Source organism: Rhodobacter sp. NSM, from assembly GCF_052244495.1.
In the GTDB taxonomy this organism is placed as follows: Bacteria; Pseudomonadota; Alphaproteobacteria; order Rhodobacterales; family Rhodobacteraceae; genus Cereibacter_A.
The window spans coordinates 352,798-377,901 of the sequence record NZ_JBQPXH010000002.1; the positions used below are offsets into that span (position 1 = coordinate 352,798).

Consider the following 25,104-nt stretch of genomic DNA (forward strand, 5'->3'; position numbering starts at 1 on the left):
CCTGCGACAAAACGGGGCGACACGACCCCGACCACGAGGCAGTCAATGGCATTCCCCGAGCGGTTTTCGAACCTGCCAGATTACGCATTTCCGCGTCTGCGGAAGCTTCTCGACTCGCATGCTGCGGGGGGCGAGCCCATCGCCATGACCATTGGCGAGCCGAAGCACGCGATGCCGGATTTCGTGGGACCCGTGCTGGCCGAGAGCCTGCAGGGCTTCAACGTCTATCCGCCAAACGACGGCACTCCGGAACTTCTGGCGGCCATTGCCGCTTGGCTGAAGCGCCGCTACCGGGTCGAGGTGGCGCCGGAGCGGCTCATGGTGCTGAACGGCACGCGCGAGGGGCTGTTCAACGCGGCGCTCGCGCTCGTGCCAGAGGAGAAGCGCGGCAAGCGGCCCGTCGTGCTGATGCCGAACCCGTTCTACCAGGTCTACGCGATGGCGGCGCTCGCGCTCGGGGCGGAACCCGTCTACGTGCCCGCGCTGGCGTCGAACGGTTTCCTGCCGGACTATGCGGGTCTCCCCGTCGAGATCCTCGAGCGGACGGCCCTTGCCTATCTCTGCTCGCCGGCCAATCCCCAGGGCTCCGTCGCCTCGCGCGACTACTGGGCGAGCCTCATGGATCTGGCGGAGACGCACGATTTCCGCATCTTCGCAGACGAATGCTATTCCGAGATCTGGCGCACGGCGCCGCCTTCCGGCGCGCTCGAGGTGGCGGAGGCCACCGGCACGGATCCCGAGAGGGTCTTCGCCTTCCACTCGCTCTCGAAGCGGTCGAACCTGCCGGGCCTGCGCTCGGGCTTCGTCGCGGGCGGGGCCGAGGGAATCCTGCGCATCCGCCAGCTTCGCGCCTTCGCGGGCGCGCCGCTGCCGCTTCCTGTGCAGCGGGTGTCCGAACGTGCCTGGTCCGACGAATCTCACGTCGAGGTCAATCGCGCGCTGTACCAGGAGAAATTCCGCATTGCCGACGAGGTCTTCTCGGGCCTTCAAGGCTACATGGGGCCGGAGGGTGGCTTCTTCCTCTGGCTGCCGGTGCCCGATGGCGAAGAGGCGGCGCTGAAGCTCTGGACCGAGACGGGGGTGCGGGTGCTGCCCGGAGCCTATCTCGCCCGCGAGGTCGGCGGAGAGAATCCCGGCAAGGGCTACATCAGGGTCGCGATGGTGGCCCCCAAGGACGAAATGCAGCGCGGGCTGGTGCGGCTCCGCGACTGCCTTTACGGGTAAGGACGGTAGCATGGCATCCTATCACGCACGGCAGCGCGACCCGCTTCTGGACCAGAACATGCAGGCGATGCTGGAACGCCGCGGGCGCGAACTGCTGGGAATCGGCCTGCTGGTCGTGGCCTTCCTGTTCATGCTGATGCTGGCCACCTACTCGCCCGAGGATCCGGGCTGGATGGTGGCGACCGACGAGCCCGCAAGGAATGCGCTCGGCCGGATCGGGGCGGCCATCGCTTCGACGCTGATGATCATCGCGGGCAAGGGCTCCTGGGGGCTGCCCATTATCTCGGCCGCCTGGGGCGCGCGCTTCCTCCTCCACCGGGGTGAGGAGCGGGCGCTGGGCCGCATCGTCTTTGCCGTCATCGCCATCGCGCTCGGTTCGATCTACGCGGCCACCCACGTGCCGGGCCCGGAGTGGACGCATTCCTTTGGCCTTGGAGGGCTTTTCGGGGACACCGTGCTGGGCGCGCTCCTCGAGATCGTGCCGCTGCCCGCCGCCTACGGATTGAAGCTGCTGTCGCTGCTTGTGGGCGGTGGCCTTGTCGCGATGGGCCTCTTCGTCTGCGGCTTCGACCTGCGCGAACTGCGGCAGGTGGGGCAGTTCCTGCTGGTGGGCCTCGTCGTGACGTACAACGCGGCGCTGCAGCTTGCGGGGCGCGGGTCCGCTCAGGCGGCGCAGCTGGTGCAGGAGAAGATCCGCGCGCATCTTGAAGGCCGTTCGGCGGTGGATGCCGCCGTCCGCTCGGATGCACGGGCCGAGGCCATGCCGCGCCCGCGCAGCCGCTTCCGGGATCCGGAGCCCGAGCCGGAACCGGCACCTGCCCCGCGCATGGGCTTTCTGAACCGGCTCCGCGCCAGCCAGGCTGCGGAGGAGGATCCCGAAGCCGTTGTCGAGCAGGCCGCGTGGGGCCGCCCGGCCACGCTGCGCTCCGACAGCCTGCGCGCAGAACCGCGCTACGCCGAGCCCGCGCAGCCGCCTGCTCCGCGCGAGCGCGCAGGTCTTCTGTCCCGCATGCCGCAGATCATCCGCCGCGTGGCCGATCCCGAAGCCGAACTGGTCGAGCCGGTGCTTTCGGACGCTGCTGCCAGCGCCGAAGGTCCGTCCGAGGACCGGATCAAGGCCCGCATCAACGACGTGATCCGGTCGCGCGTGCGCCAGTCGACGGGTCCGCTCTCGCCCATCGCTGCGGCCATCGCTCGCCGCGAGCCGCCGGTAGCCCGCCGGCGCTCCGGTCCGGCGCCCATGGTGGCGAGCCGTCGCGCCCCGATGGATCTGCCGCCCGAGCCTCCGGTCGTCGCAGGGATCGGCGAGAAGATCCGCTTCGCCTCGGGCATGGTCGCCTCGCGCATTCCCGGCGGCGCCACGGTCCGTCTTGCCATGAGCGCGCTCGAGGCCGCCGCCACGCCGGCACATGCGCCGCGGCTGATGCACGACGCCTATCCGGATGCCTACGACGAGCCGCTCGACGGCGAGGAACCGCTGCTCACGGCGCGCGAACAGCTCGCCTATGCCGAACATGCCGACGACGACGCGCCCGAGCCGGCCGTCCACCGCGACCGGCATGAGGCGTACCCCGATATGGCAGCCTATGCAGAAGACGAGGCCGAGTGGCTTCCGCACGAGGATTTCGACGACCGAACCGACTGGTCGCTGGACCTTGCGCAGCCGCAGGCAAGGGCCGCCGTTCCGCGTCCGCCAGAGAAGTCAGTTGCCGTGCAGATGCCGCAGGTCAAGGTGCAGCCCTCGCGGCAGGCGGTCGCCGAGGCGCAGCCGAAGCTCCGCTTCGAGGAGCAGGAGGTGCAGTACGAGCTGCCCCCGCTTTCGCTGCTGACCTGTCCCTCGACGGTCGTGCGCAACACGCTTTCGGTCGATGCGCTGAAGGAGAACGCGCGGATGCTCGAATCCGTGCTCGACGACTACGGCGTGAAGGGCGAGATCGTGGACGCGCAGGCAGGCCCCGTCGTCACGCTCTATGAACTCGAACCGGCTCCGGGCCTGAAGGCCAGCCGGGTGATCGGGCTTGCGGACGATATCGCGCGGTCGATGTCGGCGCTGTCGGCCCGCGTCTCGACGGTTCCGGGCCGGACCGTGATCGGGATCGAACTGCCGAATGCCAGCCGCGAAAAGGTGATCCTGCGCGAGATCCTCGCCGCGCGAGACTTCGGCGACAGCGCCATGCGGCTGCCGCTGGCGCTGGGCAAGGACATCGCGGGGCGGCCGGTGGTCGCGAACCTCGCCAAGATGCCCCACCTGCTGATCGCGGGCACCACCGGCTCGGGCAAGTCGGTGGCGATCAACACCATGATCCTCAGCCTCCTCTACAAGCTGACGCCCGAGGAATGCCGGCTGATCATGATCGACCCGAAGATGCTGGAGCTTTCCGTCTACGACGGCATCCCGCACCTGCTCTCGCCCGTCGTCACCGATCCGAAGAAGGCGGTCGTCGCCCTCAAGTGGGTCGTGGGCGAGATGGAGGAGCGCTACCGCAAGATGTCGAAGCTCGGCGTCCGCAACATCGAGGGCTACAACGGCCGTGTGGCCGAGGCGCTCGAAAAGGGCGAGATGTTCAAGCGGACGATCCAGACCGGCTTCGACGAGGATACGGGCGAGCCCGTGTTCGAGACCGAGGACCTCCAGCCGGTCAAGCTGCCCTTCATCGTCGTCGTGGTGGACGAGATGGCCGACCTGATGATGGTGGCGGGCAAGGAGATCGAGGCCTGCATCCAGCGCCTCGCGCAGATGGCACGGGCCTCCGGCATCCACCTCATCATGGCGACGCAGCGCCCGTCCGTCGACGTCATCACCGGCACGATCAAGGCGAACTTCCCCACCCGGATCAGCTTCCAGGTCACCTCGAAGATCGACAGCCGCACCATCCTCGGCGAGCAGGGGGCCGAGCAGCTCCTCGGCATGGGCGACATGCTCTACATGGCGGGCGGCGCCAAGATCACCCGCATCCACGGCCCCTTCGTCAGCGACGAGGAAGTCGAGGAGATCGTGAACCACCTCAAGAGCTTCGGCCCGCCGAGCTACATGTCCGGCGTGGTGGAAGGCCCCGTGGATGACCGCGCGGACGATATCGACGCGGTTCTCGGGCTCGGCGGCAACACGGATTCCGAGGATGCGCTTTACGATCAGGCAGTGGCCATTGTTGCAAAGGACCGGAAGTGCTCCACCTCCTACATCCAGCGCAAGCTGGGCATCGGCTACAACAAGGCCGCGCGGCTTGTCGAGCAGATGGAAGAGCAGGGCGTGGTGACCGCAGCCAACCACGTCGGCAAGCGCGAGATCCTGCTCCCCGAGCAGTGACGCTGAACGGGGAGGGGCCGCGATCTCCCACCGGCCGCTGCGGTCGGGGCGGATCCGGGTGGGGCGATGCGAGTGAAACCTTTCTCGCCGCAACGTGATGGCGGCGGGGATGCGCAGCCAAGGGGGAGCGACTAGCTTCATCACCATGAAAACACTGCGTCTGATCCTTGCGTCCCTGGCGCTTCTCGCCCTCGCGCTGCCGGCAGCGGCCGAGAAGATCCCGCTGTCCGCCATCTCCGCCTATCTGAACCGGTTGGGCAGCGCCGAGGCCGATTTCACTCAGGTGAATGCCGACGGATCGATCTCGACCGGCCGCATCTTCATCAAGCGGCCCGGCCGGGTCCGCTTCGAATATGCCCCACCGGACAAGAGCCTGGTGATGGCGGGCGGCGGACAGGTCGCGATCTTCGACGCCAAGTCGAACCAGCCGCCGGAGCAGTATCCGCTCAGCCGGACGCCGCTGAGCCTCATCCTCGCTTCGCACATCGACCTCGGACGGGCGCGGATGGTCGTCGGTCACCGCGAGGACAAGAACACGACCCGCGTGGTGGCGCAGGATCCGGCGCATCCCGAATACGGCACCATCGAGATGGTCTTCACGGGCAACCCGGTGGCCTTGCGCCAGTGGGTCATTACCGACGATGCGGGAAGCCAGACGACGGTCATCCTGGGCGAGATGAAGCAGGGCGGCAACCTGCCGGCCTCGCTGTTCAGCATCCAGTCCGAGGCCGCCAAGCGCGCGCGCTAGCGCGGGGAGCCGACTGATCGCATCGTGGGGGGAGGATCGGCCCTTCTGCCGCCGTGGACCGCCGCGAGCGGTGACATCCGGTGCAGGCCGGCCGGGGTCAGGCCGCCCCGCCGGATGGCGGAGGGGCCATATTCGCGTCAGCGGCGGCAGTAGGCCAGCTGCGCCCGGTAGCGCTGTTCGCGATCCCCGACGCGCTGCGCCACCGCCAGAAGCCAGGGCTTCGTGTTGTGGCTGCCACGGGCGAAGCCGGTCCGGCCCTCGTGATAGGCGAGATACTGGTTGGTCGCATCCCACTTGGGGATGCCGAGACGGCGCGTGGTGCCGTCCATGTACCAGCCCATGAAGTCGGTCGCGTCCTCGATGCGGTCGCGGCGGGCACGGCGCTTCTTGCGCTCGGACATGTAGTCCTCCCAGGTGCCGTCGAGCGCCTGGCTGTAGCCATAGGCAGAGCTTTGCCGCCCCATCGGGATGATCCCGAGGAGAAACTGATGCGGCGTCCGGGCGTTGCCGACGAACTTCGATTCCTGGTGGATGGTCGCCATCTGGACCGAGACCGGCACGCCCCAGCGGCGCTCGGTCGTCTTCATGGCGCGATAATATTGTGGCCGTTCGGCGACGATGCTGCAGGCATTTTCCAGATCGCGGGGCGGGGAGTAGCGTCCGCCGCCGCAGGAAGCCAGGAAGACCAGCAGTATGGCCGCGCGGAGAAGTCTGCTCATCTGCCCCTCGCGTGTTCTCTTTTGCCTGCAGGATAAGCCAAATCGGACAAGGGGGGAATGGCCGCGGCGGCACGCCTCATCAGAAAAATGCGAGCGCCCGGAACTGTCCCCGCCGCAGGCCATTGACGTGGTGGAACAGGCTGCGGCCGAGACGTGCCTTTCGTCGCGAACGGCTATCGCAAGGATGGACGCCACATACTGTTTCCTGGCCTGCAAAGGGTCGCTGTGGACAAATGGATGGCAGGGGGAATAATGGAATCGTCGGGGGTGCGTGACATGCTCAAGACAGAGGCGAAATATCATCTGGGACAGGTGCTCCGTCATCGGAAGCATCCGTTCCGTGGCGTCGTCTTTGACGTGGACGCGATGTTCTCGAACACCGAGGAATGGTATGACGCGATCCCCGAGGACAGCCGGCCATCCCGCGATCAGCCCTTCTACCACCTGCTGGCCGAGAACGAGCAGAGCTATTACGTGGCCTATGTCTCCGAGCAGAACCTCGTGCCCGACGACACGGGCGAGCCGGTCGAGCATCCCGACCTGGCCGAACTCTTCGGAGAATTCGAGGATGGCCGCTATCCGTTGCAGTTTCAGCTGAACTGACGGCTTTCCGCGTCGTCGGGCAGGCGCCCTCTTGAGGTGCGCCTTGCGGCCTCAGTAGCCTAGGGCGCAACCGTCCTTGCGCGGATCGGAGGCACCGACGAGCACGCCATCCTCTCCGATAAGGATCGCCTGCGCTCCGCCGATGGGCTCGTGCGGAATGCTGACCGCGTGGCCCATGGCTGAAAGCTCCGCGCGCACCTCGTCGGAATAGCCGCGTTCGACCAGCATGCCCTCAGGCCCGGAGAAGCAGCGCGGCGCGTCGATGGCTTCCTGCGCGTCGAGGCCGAAATCCACGAGGTTCGAGACGAATCGGGCGTGCCCTGCAGGCTGGTAGGCCCCGCCCATCACCCCGAAGGGCATGATCACCCGTCCGTCCCGACGGATCATGCCGGGGATGATCGTGTGCATCGGGCGCTTGCCGCCCATCGCCTCGTTGGTGTGGCCTTCGGTCAGGCAGAAGCCGGCGCCCCGGTTCTGGAAGTTTATCCCGAACCGAGAGGAGGCGAGGCCCGAGCCGAAGCTGTGATACACCGAGTAGATCAGCGAGACGGCCATCCGGTCGCGGTCCACGACCGTCAGATAGACGGTCTCGCGGTGGACGGCCTCGGAAAGCGGGGCGGCGGCCGGCATCGCCTTCGCGGGATCGATCAGCGCCGCCAGCCGCTCGGCCGTCTGCGGCGAGAGCATGTGGGCAAGGCGCCGGACGTGCGACGGATCAGCGAGGAAACGATTGCGGGCGTCATAGGCGAGCTTGGCGGCCTCGGCTTCCAGGTGGGCGCGGGCTGTCCCGAACGGATCCAGGGCGGCCACATCGAACTGCGCGAGGATGTTCAGCATCAGGATCGCCGTAGCGCCCTGGCCGTTCGGCGGGTGCTCGACCAGCTCGATCCCGCGGTAGTGGCCAGAGATCGGCTCGCCATAGGTGCAGGCGGTGGAGGCGAAATCCTCCAGCATGTGCGAGCCGCCCGCCGAGCGGAGCGAGGTCACCATGTCCTCGGCAATCTCACCCTCGTAGAAGCCGGCGCGACCCTGCGCCGCGATCCGCCGCAGGACCTCGGCCTGGCCGGGCGCCCGGAAGATTTGTCCGGGGCGGGGCGGGGCGCCATCCAGCAGGTAGTACTGCCGCGCCGCCCCCTGCAGCAGCGGTGCCGCCTCGGCCCAGTCGAAGGCGGTGCGCGGCGCAACCGGAACGCCCTCCTCTGCATAGCGGATGGCCGGAGCCAGCACCTGCGCCATCTCGAGGTTGCCCCAATCGGCGGATAGGCGGCAGAAGGCGTCGACGGCCCCGGGCACCGTGACCGCCTCGGGCCCGCAGACCGGCACGACCTTGTGTCCCCGTTCGCGCATCAGGGCCGCCGAGAGGCCCGCAGGCGCTCGCCCCGAGCCGTTGAGGGCCACGATCCTGTCCTCGCCCGGCGGCTTCAGCAGAACGAAGCAATCGCCGCCGATCCCCGTCATCTGGGGCTCGCAGATCCCGAGCAGCACGGCCGCCGCGATGGCGGCATCCGCCGCGTTGCCGCCAGCCTGCAGGATGTCCACGGCAACCTTGGAGGCCAACGGATGCGAGGTGGCGCAGAGGCCGTTGCTGGCATAGACGGCCGAGCGGCCCGGTTGGTGGAAATCGCGCATGTCATCCTCCTCGGTCCGGAGGAAGCCTAGAAGCGCAAGCGGCAATTTCCAAGTCGGGAACCTCGGCGCCGGAGCAGGTGGGGGAGGAAGCCCGGGCGCCGAGGGAAGCTTGGAGTCGCTACAGGATCACCATGAACCCGCGTTGCGGCAGATTCGCAGCCGAAATCCGGCCGGAATGCGGTAATGAGCGAAGCAGGCGCAATGCCGGTATCAGTCGAAAGGATGAGGCTGAGCAGGCCTCGCCGCTCCACGTTGGCTCTGACACATCCTCGTCCGATCATGGCGGGCCTGGCATTCCCGGCCTGCTCCGGGCAAGGCGCACACGGCATCCGAGGCGGCCGTGCATCACGGCAAGGCAGAGGGATAGGCCTGCAGCGTTTCGAGAAAGCCACCTTCAGCGCAGCCATGACGCTGATCGAGACGCATCCGGAACATCAGCCGGTTCCTCCCGCCTTCCCGTCTGTAGGAAAAGTCCTGCGCAAGCGCACGGATCATCGACCAACCGAAGCCCCCCTCGGGCAGGGCTACCCCCGCGTGAGAGCGCACGTCCCCATGAACCACGAGACACCGGCCCGGCATCGGCCGCCCAAGATCGCTGACCTCGAAGAAGAGCCACCTTCGAACCAGTTCGAGCGAAACCTCGATCTCGCCCCGCGCCCCGGCATAGGCGTGTTCCACACAGTTGTTCAGCACTTCCGCCAGCACCACCTCGGCCGCGTCGGCGTCCTCGTCCGGAAGCAGGCAGACCGGAGCCGAGCGACGAATGCTCGCCAGCGCCTCGCGGACCGCAAGCGGATTGCTCGCCAGAAGAAATCTGGCGACGGCCCGACCGGTGGAGATGCCTGCGTCAGTAGGCATCGCTCACCTGTTCGTGGATCGTGAAGACACGGTCCATCCGGGTCAGTCGAAAGACCTTCTGCACGACCGGCGCCAGCGCGGCCAGTTCCAGCCGACGCTCGGGCCCCAGAAGCTTCATCACGGAAACGACTGCCCCGAGCCCGCTGCTGTCGAGGAAGGTTACCTTCGACAGGTCGAGCAGCACGCGCGGAGCCGGCGTCACCACGACCTCACGCATCCTGTCCTTGAACTGGATCGCCGCCGCCGCGTCGATCCTCTCTTCCTGCACGTGCACCACCAGAAGGTCCCCGCGCTCTTCCGCTTCAAGTCTCATGCCCCGCTCCTTTATCTGCGGAGCAACACTAGGGCCGGAGGGTTGACATAGGGTAACCGACGCCTTCCGTTCACACTGCCGGCGGCCTATCCTGTCCCTCCCCGCAGCCTTCTTCGGACGGACCATGGACTACGACCAGCTTGAACAGTCGATCGACGCGCTCTGCCACGGCGAGCGGGACGCGGTGGCCCTGATGGCCACCGTCGCCTGCGAGATCCACCACGCCCACCCGCTCTCGGACTGGACAGGCTTCTACCGGGTCACCGAGCCGGGCATGCTGAAGATCGGACCCTATCAGGGCTCGCACGGCTGCCTCGTGATCCCTTTCGACCGTGGCGTCTGCGGAGCGGCGGCACGGACCGGCGCGGTGCAGCTCGTGCTCGACGTCGATGCCTTCCCCGGCCACATCGCCTGCTCCTCGACCACGCGGTCAGAGATCGTCCTGCCGGTCCGCAATGGCGAGGGGCAGCTTCTGGGCGTGCTCGACCTCGACAGCAACACGCCGGCGGCCTTCACCGAAGAGGATGCGCAGCGGCTTCAGGCGCTGCTGGACCGCACCTTCCGCGACGCCCGGTGACGCGCTGTCGCCAGAAGGGAGGCCATGCGACGGCGGGGCCTTCCGAGCCTGAACCGGCTGTCGCCGGATGCGTCATTCCGAGACGAACTTGTTGAACCGGCTCTGTCCGCCGTCCTTCGTCTTCTCCTGATAGAGAAACGAAAGCCCGTTCTCGTCGAAGATGCGGAAGAACTCGTCCCAGTCGATCTGGGTGAGGCTGTCTTCCGGTTCGCCGAAGTCGATGCGCAGGATGCCGCCCTTTCCGCCGGTGTCGACCTTGGCGGGATGGCCGTCGCGCGCCTCGGCCCATTTGCGGATCTCGTCGTGGTCGCGGGTGGTCGTGGCGTCGCTCATGTCTCTCTCCCGATTGGGTTGCGCGGTCCAATCGCGTGCGGACGCCGATTGTTCCCGCCCGCAGCCTCGGCTATGGGGCGAGGATGACCGATCTCTATGCCCCGCCGGACGTTCCGCTGACGCTGATCCATCACGATGCGCAGATCGTGGTGGTGGACAAGCCTGCGGGCCTCCTGTCGGTGCCGGGCAAGGGCGAGGACAAGGCCGACTGCCTGATCGAGCGCCTGCGCGGCGTCTTCCCCGAGATCCTGCTGGTGCACAGGCTCGACCGCGACACGTCGGGCGTCATGGTCTTCGCGCTGACGAAGGCCGCGCAGGGGGCCCTTGGCCAGCAGTTCGAGAAGCGTCAGACGAAGAAGGTCTATGTGGCGCGCGTCGCGGGCCGGCTCGAGCCGCGCGAGGGGCGGGTTGACCTGCCGCTCTGCGTCGACTGGCCGAACAGGCCGAAGCAGCATGTGGATCACGAGAACGGCCGCCCGGCGCAGACCGATTGGCGCGTCGTGAAATACCTGCCGAAGGAGACCCGGGTGCGGCTGATGCCGGTCACCGGCCGCAGCCACCAGCTCCGGGTGCACATGGCCGAGACGGGGCACCCGATTCTCGGCGATGCGCTCTATGCCGAGGGGGCGGCGCGCGACTTCCCGCGGCTCATGCTCCATGCCGAGAGCCTGCGCGTGCGCCATCCCGACACCGGCAAGAGCCTCACCTACAGCGCGCCCTGTCCGTTCTGATCAGGCAGCCAGCCGGTCGCGAGCACGCTTTCCCAGTCGGGCCGACCGTAGCGACTAGCGAGGCGGGCCGCCCGGTCGTGGTCGTAGGGGATCTGGCGGAAGGTCACGCGCCAGTCCTCGCCCGTCCGGTCGAGGATCGCGTAACAGGCGGCCGGCGTGCCAGCCTCGACCCGGTGCGGCACGGGCTTGTCGTCCTCGTAGCCCGGGCAGCCGACCGAACCCGGATTGACCACGAGCCGCCCGTCAGGCAGACGCACTGCCCGCGCAAGATGGGTGTGACCGCAGAGGATCAGCCGCTCGGCTATGCCGCCCGCGAAGCGCGAAATGCGCTCGAGCGGGCTCGGCGCCACATGGCCGTCGGGCGTGACGTGATGCAGCCAGTAGATCAGGTCCGAGCCCGGCGTCGCATGGCAGAGGAAGGCCCCGGCTTCCACGCGCGTCGCGGGCAGGGCCGCAAGCCAGTCCCGGTGCGCTGCCGAGAGGCGCGGCCGCGCGTCGGCCTCCCAGACGGTGCCGCCCTCGGGTTCGACCAGCCAGCGGTCATGGTTGCCCCGAACCGTCGGCCAGCCAGCCTCCATCAGCAGGTCGGCCGTCCGCTCGGCCTCGAGCGGGCCGGACAGGCAGTCGCCCAGATTGACCACCAGGTCGGGCGACTGAAGGGCGAGGTCCGCCCTCACCGCCTGCAGCGCATCGGCATTGCCGTGGATGTCGGCGAGGACGGCGAGCCTCATTCGGCGGCCAGCGCCTCGGCCTCGGGATCCCAGCCCGAGATCGCCTTGACCTCGAGGAATTCCTCGATCCCCCAGACGCCGCCTTCCCGCGCGCGGCCCGAGGCCTTGACCCCGCCGAAGGGGGCGCCGGCCCCGCGCGACTTGCCGTTCATCTCGACCATGCCCGAGCGCAGGCGGCGGGCGAGGCGGTTGCGCCGCGCGCCGTCCTGGCTCTGGACGTAGTTGGTCAGGCCGTAAGCCGTGTCGTTGGCGATGCGCACCGCCTCGTCCTCGGTCTCGAACGGCAGGATCGACAGGACCGGCCCGAAGATCTCCTCGCGCTCGATGGTCATGCCGGGGGTCACGTCGGCAAAGACGGTGGGGCGCACGAAGAAGCCGCGGTTCAGCCCGTCGGGCCGGCCGAGGCCGCCCGCCACCAGCCGCGCGCCCTCGTCGATGCCTTTCTGGATATAGGCCTGGATCTGCTCGAACTGGCGCTTGTTCACCACCGGCCCGATATGCGGCCCCTCCTCGTGGGCCGAGGCCACGCGCGTCTTGGCCGCCACCTCGGCCGCGATCTCGACCGCGCGATCGTAGAGCGGACGCTCGACCAGCATCCGGGTCGGGGCATTGCAGCTCTGGCCCGAGTTGTTGAAACAGTGCTTCACGCCCCGCTCGACGGCGCGGTCGTCGGCATCGGCAAAGATCAGGTTCGCGCCCTTGCCGCCGAGCTCGAGCGTCACGCGCTTGAGCGATTCGGCCGCAGCCTTCGAGATCGCCCGACCCGCGCGCGTCGAACCGGTGAAGGAGATCATCTCGACATCCGGATGCGAGGAAAGCTGTGTGCCCACACCCGCGCCATCGCCGTTCACGAGGTTGAACACGCCCGCCGGAATGCCCGCGTCATGGACGAACTCGGCGAAGAGGAGCGAGGAGAGCGGCGCCTCCTCGGACGGTTTCAGCACGCAGGTGCAGCCCGCCAGCAGCGCCGGGATGACCTTCAGCGTCACCTGGTTCATCGGCCAGTTCCAGGGCGTGATGAGGCCCACGACGCCGATGGGCTCGAGCGCGATCCGGTCGTTCGGCGCGTGGGGGCCGAGGGGGCGCACCCATTCGATCTCCTCGAAGGCCTTGAGGAAGTTCGTGAGGTGCCACGGCAGGCAGGGCGCCTGGCTGTTCCGCGCAAGGTCGATGGGTGCGCCCATCTCGAGACTGATTGCCTGCGCCATCTCTTCCTTGCGGGTCTCGTATTGCGCGAGGATGCCCTTCACGAGGCGCAGCCGCTCGGCGGGGGGCGTGGCGGCCCAGCCCTCGAAGGCGGCCTTTGCCGCGGCCACCGCCGCATCCGTATCCGCCTGATCGCCGAGCGAGATCACCGCGCAGGCCTCTTCGGTCGAAGGGTCGATGACTTCGCAATCACGCGGAGTCGCCGGCGCCACCCAGCCGCCTCCGATGTAGAAGTCGCGTTTCTCGATCATGGCATCCTCCTTGGCTTGCCGGGGAAGGTGGCACCCTGCGCCGGTGCCGTCCAGCGCTGACGCAGCGATCAGGTGCCCGGCCGCGCGATTCCGTGTCAGGGCCTGGGGAAGCCGTAGTGCCGGATCAGCGCCGCAATGGCCCGGTCGTTCCCGCCGGCGGCGAGGTTCTCCGTCCGGAGGTTGGTCTCCTGGCTCCGCGGCCATTCCAGCACCCGTTGCACCCGCCCCACCTGCATCGCGCGGTGACCGGCGAGCCGGTGCATCCAGTAGAGCCAGGCATCATCGGCCGAGGGCGCGAGTCGCGTGAACAGATCCTCGCGGAGCACGTCTTCGTGGAAGGCATCGGGTGCATAGAGCACACCCAGAACCCCGGTGGGAAAGAGCAGTCCCGAAGGCTCGGGCCGGTCGAGCCGCCGCTCCCAGGCGTCATAGGGCAGCGGAGATCCCTCCGGCCCGAGTGTCACCCGATGTGCCCGGTGGCAGACGACCGCGCGGCCGGTTGCCCGCCGCGCCTCGACCAGACCCTCGAGCCAGTCGGGCCAGTAGTAGGCATCATCATCGGCCGTCGCGATGGCATGGCCGGGAAGTGCTTGAAGGGCGGGGATGATCTTCTTGTAGGAGCGCAGGTCGGGGCAGATCCCGATCTCGAGACCCTGCTCCTCAAGCGCCCTGATATCCGCAGGCAGGGCTGTGGCATCCGCCTCCGTCAGCCACAGGATCAGCCGGTCGGGCCGCACGGTCTGGCGCAGCAGTGCCCTCAGCGTCGGCCCGAGCGTGGGGAACCGCGCAGCATAGCTCGTGAGCGAGACGGCGAGCGGCTCCGCCAGCCCATGCGCACGCGGCTCGATCCGCCGCGCCTCGATCTCGGCCCGGGCGCGGGCCGCGCGCCAGCGTGCCTTGGCGGCGCGGATCGCGTCCGCAAGGCCCATCTCATTCCTCCCAGGCGCGGCGGAGCCAGCCGGTCTCGCCGATCCGGCGATACCATTTCTGCCCTCGGCCCTCGAGGACGTCGGTCATCTTCGGATTGCCCGCAAAGACCACGATCCGTGCGCCCGGCGGCAGGCTCGGATCCTCGCGGAAACTCGACAGGCCGCGCGGCACGCAGTCATTCTTGAAGCTCACGCACCAGCCCTTGGGCCAGTAGTCGAGATGATCGTGCCGGGCGAGCTGCGCGCTCTGGAACTGCTGCGAGATTTCGTAGTCGCGGGTGGCTGCGGCCGGGTCGGCAAGGTAGGCGTCGAGGATGTAGCTGTGCGCGCCGATCTCGAAACGGAAGACCGAGCTGTTGCCGACCGAATGCAGGAAACGGTCGCGCGCCGGGTTGATCCGGCGCAGCGGCTTGGGCCGGAAGAGGTCGTCGTCGCGGATGATGCGAAAATCCCCGGGCAGATCGAAGAAGGGGTCGAGCGCGTCCACCACAACGAGGTCGAGATCGAGGAACAGGGTGGTGCCCTTCAGATCCGCAAGGTCGGGGCGGAAGACCGAGAGCTTCTGCCAGCGCCGGTCGCCGTGTCCGGGCGGAAGGCCCAGATCGGGGATCGGGAAGACCTCGACTTCGGGATCGAGCCCCTCGGCCCGATCGGTGAAGCAGACGAACCGGTGCGGCCGCGCGAGATGTCGCGCAACGCCGCGGCGCAGGTTGTTCACGTATTCGGGGCCGTAGAGGCTGCCCCATTTCATGCAGATCACATTGACCGAAGCGGTCATGGCGGGTGTCCTTCATCGAAAGCCCGGGCATGGGCACGCCGGCCAGTCGCGCGCAGAGTTGCACTGCACGCGCCCGGGGGCAAGACGGCCGGCATACGGTCGCCGAAGCGCCTTGCCTCGGCTGCGGGCTTCGGGCTAGCCAAGCAGGGCTGTTCGAAAGGGTGGAGAGAGCGCGGATGAGGCTTCTGGTGGTCAACGACACCGACGGGAGGCGCAACCCCGGCTGCCGACTGACGAGCCGCACCCTGAAGCGCTCGGTCGAAGACACCTTCCCGGAGGCCGAGATCATTCCTGTTCCATGGGGCTTTGGCCGTCGCCTGCGCCTTGGGACATGGCGCAACTGGCTGTCGGCGCTGCGTCCTTCCGACCTGATGGGCGCGCGGTTCCTCCGCGCTCTGGCCGCCGCCGAATATGGCCACGAGGCGGTGGCCCATGTCGACGAGGGCGCTTGCGTGATCTTCCAGCCGGAAGGCACGATTTCCGACAACCACAGGGCGCTGCGCATCCTGCGCAACCTGTCGCTTCCGCTCTATGCGATGTTCCATGCGCGGGTCCCGGTGGCCGTGACGAACGGAACCTTCCCGCTGTTCCGCGACGAGCGGTCGGAGCCGATCCGCTGGCTGCTCGAAGGGGCGGCTCATGCGTCCCTGCGCGACCGCCCCTCCGCCGAATTCTGGAAGGTCGGTTTCGCTCCCGACACGGCTGTGCTCTGGGATGGCGAGCCGCAGGCACCGGACGCGGATGGTCTTCTCATGACCACCGGTGCCGAGGTCACGCCGGAGCGCGATCTGGCCGCGGCGCGGGCCGCGCTCGATCTGTGCCGGGAGACCGGCCTCAGGCCGATGGTGGTGACGAAGGGCTGGGAACGGTTCCTGCCCGTTCAGGAGGAAGTCGAGGCGCTCGGCGGCACCTTCTGTCAGGATGTGCGCCTCGCCGATGCGGACCTGCTGCTGGCACGCTGCCGCGCCCATGTCGGCGGGCGTTACCACATGGCGCTGATGTGCGCGACGAAGGGCATCCCGAGCGCCCTCGTTCGCACGAACACCCACAAGAATCGCTGGCTTGCGGAGGAGTTTCACGGCCTCTCTCTTGCAGATGGCGAAGCAGGCCTCACGGACGCCGGCCGCAGGATCCTTCAGGAAGCGCGGCCGTCGCAGCCGCTGCTGGCCGACGTGCAGCGCTGCCGTGCCCTGCAGGCCGAGCGGATGGCGCATCTGCGGGATGCGCTGCTTGGCCCTGCGCAGGGGCCACTGACCGTTCCGCAGCCGAGCGTTGGTCTCGCGGCTGCCGTCGCCGCGGAAGCCCGCCGCGACCTCTGGCGCGGGACGGTTCGTCGACTGCTGCGCAAGCGGGTGTGATTGCAGGAAGCTCCGGCTTGCCGGCGTCGTTCGGCTGACCGCTTTGCAGGCGCGGCCGGTCCGACTGGCGACCACCGCCCCGCAAGAAAGCACTCATGTCGGAGTTCTGCCGAAGGCGATCCCGGGTCGGCATGCCCGACTGAGCGACGCACGCCCTGCGAACGAGGCGTATGGCGGGGCCGATGAACAGATCCTGGACGAGAAGTGGTGCCGGTGAAGGGACTCGAACCCCCGACCCCATCATTACGAATGACGTGCTCTACCAGCTGAGCTACACCGGCACTTCTCTGGGCGGACCGTTGGATGGTCCTCCGGGTCGCGGCTCCGGCCAAGGGGCTCTCACGCCTGCCTTTTCCGGGGATCCGGGCGCACGACGGCTGGTCCGCCTGCGCCCGATCCGGCGATGTTGCGGGCTTCTAGCAAAGTCCCGCGGCGGTGGGTAGCCCTATTTTGGGGCCGGCTCAACCGCTTTTTCGTCGATCACGTCATCGTCTTCGGCTTCCTTGCGCGGGGCCGCGGGCGCGCCCACGATCAGCGGCAGAAGCTCGGTTCCGGTGGCGCTCGGCGTGGACTGCTGCGTCGGCTTGCGCCAGCTGAGCGTGTCGAAGCCGCCGCAGTTGTCGCAGATCGGCGCCCAGTTCGCATGAACCGTCTGGCAGTTGTCGCAGCACCATTGCGGTCCGCGCGGCGCCGACAGCGCGCGCGCCAGCCAGCCGCGCACCACGGCCTCGTCCGCGCCCTCGCCACGTTCGACCGCGGCCATGATCGTCAGCGCCCGCTGCGTCGGATGGCGCGAGACGATGTCGCCGAGCGCCCGCCGGGCGCCGGGGAAGTCCTCGGCGGCAAGGGACAGTTCGGCCACCAGCATCCGCGTCTCTTCGTGGTCAGGGTTGATCGCGGTGAGGGTGCGGAAGCGCTTGAGCCGCTCGGTCGGGGTCTCGTCCGGCTCGATCTCGGCGAAGGCTGCGGCGAGATCGGGGTGCGGCTCGGCCTCCCAGGCCTTCTTGAGCACCCGCGTCGCGTATTTCTTGTTGCCCTGCGCGAGGTAGCTGCGCGCGGCCATCGCGGCGGCCGGGATGAGGTCCGGCGACTGCTTGTTTGCAAGGATCGCCGCCTCGCGCGCCTCGATCGAGGCATTCTCGTCGAAGACGTCCTTGGCCGTCTGCAGCGCCAGCACGGCGTCGCGCCGCTTGTAGACGGACTTCGGCAGCGCCCCCGACTTCATCTTGGCCGTCAGCGTGCTGCGCGCGCCCGTCCAGTCGTGACGGTCGGCCTGCAGCTTCAGCAGGATGTCCTGCGTCTCCGAGTGCTTCGGATTGATCTCGAAGGCCTTCTGGGCGAGCGCCATGGCGGTCTCGGTGTCACCCTCGTCGAGCTTCTGCTTGAGAAGGCCGCGCACGCCGACGAATTTCGTCCGCTCATCCTCGAGCAGCAGCTTGTAGGATTCCTGCGCACGGCGCGAATCGCCCGCCTGCTGCGCGGCCTGGGCGTTCAGAAGCGTGGTCATCGCATTCTGGCCGAGGAATTTCCGCGCCCGTGCCGCGCGCGACATGGCGACGCGAGGCTCGCCCGCGGCCAGCGCCATCATCCCCTCGGACAGCGCCCGCAGACCCTTCTGCTCGCGCGAGCGGTCGAAGTAGCGGGACACGGCGGTCTCGTCGCCGTTGAGGAAGCGAAGGAGGGCGAAAAGGAAGCCCACGATCTTCAGGAACAGCCAGACCGCGAAGATCAGCAGCAGCGCCGCGATCACCGCCTGCAGCGGGCCGAGGTTCAGCTCGAGGTCGCCGACGGCGAGGCGCAGCCCGCCGCCGGTGTCCATGAGCATTCCGGCGCCGAAGGTCAGGCCGCCCACGAGGGCGACGAAAATCAGGATCTTGATCAAGGACCAGAGCATGGAACGCGCCTCACTTCCCTTCCGCGGCTGCGGCGAGAGCCGCGACGGCGTCGATTGCTTCAATGCGTTTGCGCGCGGCGGCCGTCCAGCCGCTCATGGCCTCCTGGCCCTCGGGCGGGAGCGCCGCGATCTCGTCGAGCGCCGCCTGCAGTTCGCCCGACCGGACGGCCTCCTCGGCCCGCGACAGCACCGCATCGGGGTCAGTGCCCTCGCGCGGCGAGAGCGAGCGGACACCGGCTTCGGACAGCAGGAAGGCCTGCGCGCGCGAGGTCCAGCTGTCGCCCATCGTGGCGCGCCGCGATACTTCGAGCGCCTCGCGGGCGGCGGCGGGGAAATCGTCCTCGAGCGTGTCAAGGGTCGGCACGCCGCCCTCGGCGTTGGCGCTCAGCGATTCGGGTACCTCGACGCCAGCCGCGGAAAGCTCCTGCAGCGGTTCTCCGTAGCTCGAGCCCGAGTTGAGTGCCGCATGCACCTGCGCCACCGCGGCCGTCGTGGTGGCCTCGCGCGCCTGTGCTTCGGCTTCGGCCTTGAGTTGGTCCGCTGCCTGCTGGGCCTCGGCAATCCGAGCCTGGGCTTCGGCCTGCGCATCGCTCACCGCCGAACCGGAGGCCTCCGCGATCTGGGCGCGCAACGCCTCGATCTCGGCTTCGAGAGAGCCGGTATCCGCGGTCGGCGCGGACTGGCTGCCGGCCTGTGCGAGTTGTTGCTCGAGTTCGGCCACCCGCGCCTCGGCGGCGGCGGCACGATCCTGCGCGGCGGCAAGATCCTCGGCGGAGGGGCCGGCGGCGGGGGCGGGCGCCGGCTCGGGAACGGCAGCAAGCTGGGCACGCAGATCCGATATCTCGCGCTGCTGGGCCGCTGACTGCTCGGTCTGGCCATAGTCGGCGAGCGGCCAGTCGGGCTGGGCATGGCGGGAATAGGCGAAACCGCCGGCGGCGCCTGCAATGGCCCCCACGAGAAGGAGCACGAAGCCCGCCGGGCCGCTGCTGCCCCGCTGTGGCTCGGGCTTGCGCGGGGGCGGCGGGGCGGGAGCGGGCTCCGGTCCGAGTTCCTCACGACGATCGTCATCGGTCGCGGGTGGCATCTCGGCCATGATCTCCGCCTCGTCCGGGAGGGTCCGGTCGCGGTCCGCGGGCTCGGCCGGGGAAACGTCGCCGGTCATGGGCGACATGGCCGAATCGAGCGGCGGACGCTCTCCGGCTTCCGTCGGCTCGACAGGCTCCGGCGTGGAAAGGGTCTGGGAAGCGGGCGCGTCATCGACCCGTTTCTTCTCACCAGGTTCGCGGGACTCCGGTTCTGACATCGCCGTGCCTTCCAGTTTTTCAGGAGTTTTTGTGACCGGAGTCACCCTAGCCGCTGCGGCGGGATGCCTCAAGCTTCTGCCTCTGCGTCAAACAGCGCTTTGACAACTTCCAGAAGCGCCTCGGCGTCGGGCCGCTCCGCGATACGCAGCCGGTGGGGCGGAAGCGCAGCCGCCGCTTCGGCCACGGCGGCGCTCATCGCGGCCACGCGCAGCGGCGGCGCGAGGCCCGCGCGCGCCAGTTCCGCGCCGAGAAGCCGCGCGGTGCGCGGCGAGAAGAGCGGCGCAATGACCGGCGTCCCTTCGGACAGCAGGGTCACGGCCTCGGGCGAGAGCGGCTGCGGGCGCTGGTCGTAGACCACCGCCTCGGCCGACATCAGCCCCGATGCCGACAGACGTGCGGCCACCGCGCCGCGGGATTCCTCTCCCCGAAGATGCAGGAGCGGTCCGGTTTCCCCCGCGGCGAGGATCGCCTCGATCAGCGCCTCGGCATCGCCATCGGCCGAGCGCGCGTCGAGACCCGCGGCCCGCGCCGCCCGTGCCGTCCGGTTGCCCACGCACCAGGCCCGGACCACGCCCTCGAGCGCCGGCGCGCGCAAGCGGCGGAAGCCCTCGACCCCGGTCTCGGAGGTGAAGACCAGCGCCGCCGGTCGCAGCGGGATCGCCGGCGAGAGATAGTGCGGCACCATCAGCGGCGCGGTCACGATGCGCACCGGCCCGAGCGCGGCCGCAAGCGCCGCGGCGAAACGCGCACCCTGCGCCTCGGGGCGGGTCAGAAGGACAGCGGGAAGGGGGGCTCGGGATTGTGGGGCCATGAGCAAGGTGTTACCTGCGGTCAGATCCAACGGCAACGGCGCCCCCAGTCGCATCCAGCAAGTCGCATCCAGATGTCCCGTCCCCTGACCTTCCTCGGCATCGAGAGCAGCTGTGACGACACGGCGGCGGCGGTCGTGCGTGCGGAGGGGCTGCAGGCCCGGATCCTGTCCTCGGTCGTAGACGGGCAGACGGCGCTTCACGCGCCCTTCGGCGGCGTCGTGCCCGAGATCGCGGCCCGCGCCCATGCCGAGCGGCTCGACCTCTGCGTCGAGCGCGCGCTTGACGAAGCGGGCCTCGGGCTGCGCGACCTTGACGGAATCGCGGTAACGGCGGGACCGGGGCTGATCGGCGGCGTGCTCTCGGGCGTGATGCTGGCGAAGGGGCTCGCGGCGGGAAGCGGGCTGCCGCTGGTGGGGGTCAACCATCTTGCGGGTCACGCTCTGACCCCGCGTCTGACGGACGGCCTGTCCTTTCCCTATCTCCTGCTTCTTGTATCCGGCGGCCACTGTCAGTTCCTCATCGCACGCGGAGCGGAAGACTTCTCGCGCCTCGGCGGTTCCATCGACGACGCGCCCGGCGAAGCCTTCGACAAGACCGCGAAGCTTCTGGGCCTGCCCCAGCCGGGCGGGCCGTCGGTCGAAGCCGAGGCTGCGGCGGGCGATCCTCGACGCTTCGGCTTCCCGCGCCCGATGCTGGACCGCCCCGGATGCGACCTGTCCTTCTCGGGCCTGAAGACCGCTCTTCTTCGCGCGCGCGACGCGATCGTGGCCGAGAAGGGCGGGATCACGCGGCAGGATCGGTCAGACCTCTGCGCAGGGTTCCAGTCGGCCGTGGTGGAGGTGCTGGCCGAGAAGACGCGCCGGGCGCTCGCGCTCTACGCCACCGAAGGGCCGGCCGAGCCCGCGCTCGCCGTGGCAGGCGGCGTTGCCGCCAACGGGCCGATCCGTGCCGCGCTGACCCGCGTCGCCGAAGAGGCGGGCGTGCGTTTCCTCGCGCCCCCGCTCCGGCTCTGCACGGACAATGCGGCAATGATCGCCTGGGCCGGGATCGAGCGCTTCCGTGCCGGCGGGCGGGACGGGATGGACCTCTCCGCCCGCCCGCGCTGGCCGCTCGACCGAAGCGCGCCGGCCTTGATCGGCTCGGGCAGGAAGGGGGCCAAGGCATGATCGGCATCCTCGGTGCAGGCGCCTTCGGCACGGCTCTTGCGGTCACGCTCGGCCGCGAGCAGCCGGTAACGCTCTGGTCGCGGCGCGGCACGACCGGGTTCGACGTGGAGCTTCCCCCGCAGCTTCGCCTCACGGCGGAGTTCAATGAGGCTCTGGGCGGGACGATGCTGCTCGCCGTGCCGATGCAGGCGCTGGGCGGTCTGCTGCGCGAGAACGCCGCGCGGCTGGATGGCCGGGCGCTCGTCGCCTGCTGCAAGGGCGTCGATCTGGCGACGGGACTGGGGCCGACCGCGCTGATCGCGGACGCGTGCCCCGGCGCTGTCGCGGCCGTCCTCACCGGGCCGAGCTTTGCGACCGACATCGCCCGCGGCCTGCCAACGGCCCTGACCCTCGCCACTGCCGACGAGGCGGCGGGCGAGGCGCTGCAGCGCGAGCTTTCGACGGCGAGCCTTCGGCTCTATCGCACCACCGACACCACGGGCGCGGAACTCGGCGGGGCGCTGAAGAACGTGATTGCCATTGCCGCCGGCGTGGTGATCGGGGCGGGCCTCGGCCAGTCGGCGCGTGCCGCCCTGATGACGCGGGGCTATGCCGAGATGCAGCGCCTCGCCCTCGCCCTCGGCGCGCGGGCCGAGACGCTTGCCGGCCTCTCGGGGCTGGGAGATCTCGTCCTGACCTGCACCTCGGAGCAGTCGCGGAACTTCCGCTACGGCCAGGCGCTCGGTGCCGGATCAGGTTTCGACGCCCAGGTCACCGTCGAGGGCCGGGCAACCGCTGCCGCCGTCGTCGCGCTCGCGGCCCGCCACGGCATCGACATGCCGATCACCACCATGGTCGATGCCCTCGTCGCCGGGCGCGTGACCCTGCCGCAGGCCGTCCAGTCCCTTCTCTCCCGCCCCCTGAAACAGGAGTAACCCATGCGCGTGGCTCTCATCTGCACCGACAAGGCAGGCGCCCTTCAGACCCGGCTCGACAACCGCGCCGCGCACCTTGGCTATATCGAGGAGACCGGCGTGGTCGAGATGGCCGGCCCGTTCCTCAACCCGGAGGGACAGATGACTGGTTCGCTCGTGGTGCTGAACGTGGAGACGCTGGCCGAGGCGCAGGAATGGGCTGCCGGCGATCCTTATGCCAGGGCGGGCCTCTTCGAGAACGTCACCCTCTCGGAATGGAAGAAGGTGGTCGGCTGATGGCCTTCTGGCTGTTCAAGTCCGAGCCCGACGCCTGGTCCTGGGACCAGCAGGTCGCGAAGGGAGACGCGGGCGAGGAATGGACCGGAGTTCGCAACTACCAGGCGCGCAACAACATGCGGGCGATGAAGATCGGCGAACGCGGCTTCTTCTACCATTCCAACATCGGCAAGGAGGTCGTGGGAATCGTCGAGGTCTGCGGGCTCTCGGCACAGGATTCCACCACCGAGGATCCGCGCTGGGACTGCGTCACGATCCGCGCGGTCGAGCCTCTACCGAAGCCGGTCACGCTGGATGAGATCAAGGCCGAGCCGAGGCTGTCGGGCATGGTGCTCGTGAACAACTCGCGCCTGTCGGTGCAGCCGGTAACCGAGGACGAGTGGCGCATCATTCGGGAGATGGGCGGTCTCTGAAGCGACCCGAGGCCCGGATCGTTCGCTCGGTCGGGTGCTTCCCCTCAGGAGCCGGCACGATCTGACGTCTTAAAGAAGATCTGACGTTTGAAAGAAATGGAGGGCCCCACCCCAGAAGGGACCCTCCATCCACCCCACGTGCCCCCGTTCGGCACCACACGTGTTCCTGAAAGGTCCCGGGCATCCTGCCCCGTCGAGTTGACACTAGCGCGACTCGGGCGCTCCGCGCAAAGCCGAAGCGCCCGGCATTCTAGTAGAATTCAGGCGAGCACGGCCTCGCGATGGAAATGCACCGTCAGCAGGTAGTAGAGCACCACGCGATACTTGTTCCGGTCCGACTTTCCGTAGCGCTCAATGACCGCCGTCAGCGCCTCGTCGAGTTCCGGCCCGTCCGGCAGCCCCAGCTTGCCCATCAGGAAGTTCTTCCGGACCGTCGCCAGCTCCGTGGCAGAGCTTGCCGCGACCGTCTCGGCATCTGCATCGTAGATCGACGGTCCGCAGGCGATCGTCACGCGCTTCAGCAGGTCCATGTCGGGCTCCAGCCCGCAGCGGTCGCGCAGCACTGCGGCGTATTTGGCGATCAACTCGTCACGTCTGCTCATCCCATCCTCCCGACTTCAGCGGGCGGGATTGCCCGCGGCGGCAGGGTAGGTCCCGAGCGCGTCACCGCAAAGAAAATTCGGCCTCCCTGCGACCACGACCCGGCTGGAAGCCGCGCGCCGGGCGGTCGATAGTGCGCCGAACCGATCCAGAGGAGGAGGGGCGGAATGAGCGCCTATCTGAAATCCCATCCCGACCGCGAGGGCTTCTTCGGCCCCTATGGCGGCGCCATGCTGCCGCCCCCGCTCGAGCCGCATTTCGCGGCGATCCGCGAGGCCTATGGCCGGATCTCGAAATCCGCCGACTTCATCGCCGAGCTGCGCTACATCCGGAAGCACTTCCAGGGCCGTCCGACGCCGGTCTCGCATCTGAAGAACCTCTCGGCGCTCTGCGGTGGCGCCCAGATCTATGCCAAGCGCGAGGATCTGAACCATACCGGCGCGCACAAGCTCAACCACTGCATGGCCGAGGGGCTGCTCGCGCGCTTCATGGGCAAACGCAAGCTGATGGCCGAGACGGGCGCCGGGCAGCATGGCGTGGCGCTGGCCACGGCCGCGGCCTATTTCGGCATGGAATGCGAGATCCACATGGGCGAGATCGACATCGCCAAGGAAGCGCCGAACGTCACCCGGATGAAGCTTCTGGGTGCCACGGTGGTGCCGGTGGGCTTCGGCGGCCGCTCGCTGAAGGAGGCGGTCGACAGCTGCTTCCAGAGCTACCTCGCCCAGGCCGACACGGCGCTTTTCGCCATCGGCTCGGTGGTGGGTCCACATCCGTTCCCGATGATGGTGCGCGACTTCCAGCATGTGGTGGGCGTCGAGGCGCGAGAGCAGTTCCTCGAGATGACCGGCGAGTTGCCCGACATGGTGGCGGCCTGCGTCGGCGGCGGATCGAACGCGATGGGGATCTTCTCGGGCTTCATCGACGACGACGTGGCCCTCTACGGGGTCGAGCCCTGCGGCACCTCCTCGAAGCTCGGCGACCATGCGGCGACGATCACCTTCGGCGAGGATGGCGACATCCATGGCTTCCGCACCATGGTGCTGAAGGATGCCGAGGGCAATCCGGCGCCGGTCCACACCGTGGCGTCCGGCCTCGACTATCCCGGCGTCGGCCCCGAGCACGCCTTCCTGCACCGCTCGGGCCGCGTGACCTACACCGGCGCCGACGACCGCGAGGCGCTGGCGGCCTTCTTCTCCCTGTCGCGCCATGAGGGGATCATTCCCGCCCTCGAAAGCGCGCATGCCGTGGCCTTCGCCATGCGCGAGGCGAAGGCCCATGCGGGCAAGTCGATCCTCGTCAACCTCTCGGGACGCGGCGACAAGGACATCGACTACGTCACCGAGACTTTCGGCTTCGGCGAGACCGCCTGACCCCCGGCACGCCCCCTAGAAAATCCCCCGGGGGGTCCGGCCCTCCGGGGCCGGACG

25 protein-coding genes and 1 tRNA gene are annotated in these 25,104 nt (G+C 68.8%); 12 read left to right on the plus strand and 14 right to left on the minus strand.

The genetic code is table 11. The features are described 5' to 3' along the window. Positions 1 to 45 precede the first annotated feature (45 nt). From ACTVZP_RS06180 to ACTVZP_RS06190, 3 genes are all read left to right on the plus strand, one after another. On the plus strand, positions 46 to 1,224 hold the full coding sequence (locus tag ACTVZP_RS06180) for an aminotransferase class I/II-fold pyridoxal phosphate-dependent enzyme (protein ID WP_443211235.1): 1,179 nt from the start codon (positions 46 to 48) through the stop codon (positions 1,222 to 1,224). A gap of 10 nt (positions 1,225 to 1,234) precedes the next feature. Continuing rightward, positions 1,235 to 4,531 (plus strand): DNA translocase FtsK 4TM domain-containing protein, encoded by a 3,297-nt coding sequence (locus ACTVZP_RS06185; protein ID WP_443211236.1) that lies wholly within the window; start codon positions 1,235 to 1,237, stop codon positions 4,529 to 4,531. 109 nt (positions 4,532 to 4,640) lie between these two features. Beyond that, positions 4,641 to 5,279 (plus strand): LolA family protein, encoded by a 639-nt coding sequence (locus ACTVZP_RS06190; protein WP_443211237.1) that lies wholly within the window; start codon positions 4,641 to 4,643, stop codon positions 5,277 to 5,279. Between the two features lie 137 nt (positions 5,280 to 5,416). Here the strand turns inward: ACTVZP_RS06190 and ACTVZP_RS06195 are convergent, their stop codons facing one another. After that, complete coding sequence (locus ACTVZP_RS06195; RefSeq protein WP_443211238.1) at positions 5,417 to 5,998, minus strand: transglycosylase SLT domain-containing protein; 582 nt, start codon at positions 5,996 to 5,998, stop codon at positions 5,417 to 5,419. Positions 5,999 to 6,274: 276 nt separating this feature from the next. On the opposite strand from ACTVZP_RS06195, the gene hspQ reads away from it, so the two are divergent. Beyond that, positions 6,275 to 6,601 (plus strand): heat shock protein HspQ, encoded by a 327-nt coding sequence (gene hspQ / locus ACTVZP_RS06200; RefSeq protein WP_443211239.1) that lies wholly within the window; start codon positions 6,275 to 6,277, stop codon positions 6,599 to 6,601. Positions 6,602 to 6,652: 51 nt separating this feature from the next. Here hspQ and ACTVZP_RS06205 read toward each other — a convergent pair whose 3' ends face one another. From ACTVZP_RS06205 to ACTVZP_RS06215, 3 genes are all read right to left on the minus strand, one after another. Further along, positions 6,653 to 8,230 carry a gamma-glutamyltransferase family protein gene (locus ACTVZP_RS06205; RefSeq protein ID WP_443211240.1) on the minus strand — a complete coding sequence of 526 codons (1,578 nt, stop codon included), beginning with the start codon at positions 8,228 to 8,230 and terminating at the stop codon, positions 6,653 to 6,655. 345 nt (positions 8,231 to 8,575) lie between these two features. Beyond that, positions 8,576 to 9,088 carry an ATP-binding protein gene (locus ACTVZP_RS06210; RefSeq protein ID WP_443211241.1) on the minus strand — a complete coding sequence of 171 codons (513 nt, stop codon included), beginning with the start codon at positions 9,086 to 9,088 and terminating at the stop codon, positions 8,576 to 8,578. Next, entirely contained in the window at positions 9,078 to 9,401 is a 324-nt protein-coding gene (locus tag ACTVZP_RS06215; protein ID WP_443211242.1) for an STAS domain-containing protein, read from the minus strand. Before ACTVZP_RS06215 ends, ACTVZP_RS06210 begins: the two co-directional genes overlap by 11 nt. 124 nt (positions 9,402 to 9,525) lie before the next feature. On the opposite strand from ACTVZP_RS06215, the gene ACTVZP_RS06220 reads away from it, so the two are divergent. After that, entirely contained in the window at positions 9,526 to 9,978 is a 453-nt protein-coding gene (locus ACTVZP_RS06220; protein ID WP_443211243.1) for a GAF domain-containing protein, read from the plus strand. 72 nt (positions 9,979 to 10,050) lie between these two features. Here the strand turns inward: ACTVZP_RS06220 and ACTVZP_RS06225 are convergent, their stop codons facing one another. Next, a complete protein-coding gene (locus tag ACTVZP_RS06225; protein WP_443211244.1) occupies positions 10,051 to 10,311 on the minus strand; it encodes a hypothetical protein in 261 nt (86 codons plus the stop codon). Positions 10,312 to 10,394: 83 nt separating this feature from the next. Here ACTVZP_RS06225 and ACTVZP_RS06230 point away from each other — a divergent pair, with 83 nt between their 5' ends. Beyond that, a complete protein-coding gene (locus ACTVZP_RS06230) occupies positions 10,395 to 11,042 on the plus strand; it encodes an RluA family pseudouridine synthase (RefSeq protein WP_443211245.1) in 648 nt (215 codons plus the stop codon). On the opposite strand, the gene ACTVZP_RS06235 is transcribed toward ACTVZP_RS06230, so the two are convergent. The 4 genes from ACTVZP_RS06235 to ACTVZP_RS06250 all read right to left on the minus strand — a co-directional run bounded on the left by ACTVZP_RS06235 (position 11,018) and on the right by ACTVZP_RS06250 (position 14,937). Beyond that, positions 11,018 to 11,773 (minus strand): metallophosphoesterase family protein, encoded by a 756-nt coding sequence (locus tag ACTVZP_RS06235; RefSeq protein WP_443211246.1) that lies wholly within the window; start codon positions 11,771 to 11,773, stop codon positions 11,018 to 11,020. The two genes, ACTVZP_RS06230 and ACTVZP_RS06235, sit on opposite strands and share 25 nt — an antisense overlap. Then, entirely contained in the window at positions 11,770 to 13,230 is a 1,461-nt protein-coding gene (locus ACTVZP_RS06240) for an aldehyde dehydrogenase family protein (RefSeq protein ID WP_443211247.1), read from the minus strand. Before ACTVZP_RS06240 ends, ACTVZP_RS06235 begins: the two co-directional genes overlap by 4 nt. Positions 13,231 to 13,325: 95 nt before the next feature. Next, a complete protein-coding gene (locus ACTVZP_RS06245; protein WP_443211248.1) occupies positions 13,326 to 14,159 on the minus strand; it encodes a glycosyltransferase family 2 protein in 834 nt (277 codons plus the stop codon). Between the two features lies 1 nt (position 14,160). Further along, positions 14,161 to 14,937 carry a hypothetical protein gene (locus ACTVZP_RS06250; protein ID WP_443211250.1) on the minus strand — a complete coding sequence of 259 codons (777 nt, stop codon included), beginning with the start codon at positions 14,935 to 14,937 and terminating at the stop codon, positions 14,161 to 14,163. Between the two features lie 176 nt (positions 14,938 to 15,113). On the opposite strand from ACTVZP_RS06250, the gene ACTVZP_RS06255 reads away from it, so the two are divergent. Beyond that, complete coding sequence (locus ACTVZP_RS06255; RefSeq protein WP_443211251.1) at positions 15,114 to 16,295, plus strand: polysaccharide pyruvyl transferase family protein; 1,182 nt, start codon at positions 15,114 to 15,116, stop codon at positions 16,293 to 16,295. A gap of 205 nt (positions 16,296 to 16,500) precedes the next feature. Here the strand turns inward: ACTVZP_RS06255 and ACTVZP_RS06260 are convergent. The 4 genes from ACTVZP_RS06260 to ACTVZP_RS06275 form a co-directional block, all read right to left on the minus strand. Next, positions 16,501 to 16,576: transfer RNA gene (locus ACTVZP_RS06260), tRNA-Thr, on the minus strand. 164 nt (positions 16,577 to 16,740) lie between these two features. Continuing rightward, positions 16,741 to 18,189: a heme biosynthesis protein HemY gene (locus tag ACTVZP_RS06265; RefSeq protein ID WP_443211252.1), complete on the minus strand. Its 1,449-nt coding sequence runs from the start codon at positions 18,187 to 18,189 to the stop codon at positions 16,741 to 16,743. Between the two features lie 10 nt (positions 18,190 to 18,199). Next, the gene (locus ACTVZP_RS06270; protein WP_443211253.1) at positions 18,200 to 19,492 is read right to left on the minus strand and encodes a COG4223 family protein; all 1,293 of its coding nucleotides are present in this window, start codon (positions 19,490 to 19,492) and stop codon (positions 18,200 to 18,202) included. 68 nt (positions 19,493 to 19,560) lie between these two features. Next, a complete protein-coding gene (locus tag ACTVZP_RS06275; RefSeq protein ID WP_443211254.1) occupies positions 19,561 to 20,304 on the minus strand; it encodes a uroporphyrinogen-III synthase in 744 nt (247 codons plus the stop codon). Between the two features lie 72 nt (positions 20,305 to 20,376). Here ACTVZP_RS06275 and tsaD point away from each other — a divergent pair, with 72 nt between their 5' ends. The 4 genes from tsaD to ACTVZP_RS06295 are packed head-to-tail and all read left to right on the plus strand — an operon-like array spanning position 20,377 to position 23,074. Then, complete coding sequence (tsaD, locus tag ACTVZP_RS06280; RefSeq protein ID WP_443211255.1) at positions 20,377 to 21,471, plus strand: tRNA (adenosine(37)-N6)-threonylcarbamoyltransferase complex transferase subunit TsaD; 1,095 nt, start codon at positions 20,377 to 20,379, stop codon at positions 21,469 to 21,471. Then, entirely contained in the window at positions 21,468 to 22,385 is a 918-nt protein-coding gene (locus ACTVZP_RS06285) for an NAD(P)H-dependent glycerol-3-phosphate dehydrogenase (RefSeq protein ID WP_443211256.1), read from the plus strand. The genes tsaD and ACTVZP_RS06285 overlap by 4 nt, the downstream gene beginning before the upstream one ends. 3 nt (positions 22,386 to 22,388) lie before the next feature. Beyond that, positions 22,389 to 22,661: a YciI family protein gene (locus tag ACTVZP_RS06290; RefSeq protein ID WP_443211258.1), complete on the plus strand. Its 273-nt coding sequence runs from the start codon at positions 22,389 to 22,391 to the stop codon at positions 22,659 to 22,661. Further along, positions 22,661 to 23,074: an EVE domain-containing protein gene (locus ACTVZP_RS06295; RefSeq protein WP_443211259.1), complete on the plus strand. Its 414-nt coding sequence runs from the start codon at positions 22,661 to 22,663 to the stop codon at positions 23,072 to 23,074. Before ACTVZP_RS06290 ends, ACTVZP_RS06295 begins: the two co-directional genes overlap by 1 nt. Before the next feature lie 260 nt (positions 23,075 to 23,334). Here ACTVZP_RS06295 and ACTVZP_RS06300 read toward each other — a convergent pair whose 3' ends face one another. Beyond that, a complete protein-coding gene (locus tag ACTVZP_RS06300; RefSeq protein ID WP_443211261.1) occupies positions 23,335 to 23,676 on the minus strand; it encodes a DUF2853 family protein in 342 nt (113 codons plus the stop codon). Positions 23,677 to 23,841: 165 nt separating this feature from the next. On the opposite strand from ACTVZP_RS06300, the gene trpB reads away from it, so the two are divergent. Beyond that, complete coding sequence (gene trpB, locus ACTVZP_RS06305) at positions 23,842 to 25,047, plus strand: tryptophan synthase subunit beta (protein WP_443211262.1); 1,206 nt, start codon at positions 23,842 to 23,844, stop codon at positions 25,045 to 25,047. Positions 25,048 to 25,104: the final 57 nt, after the last annotated feature.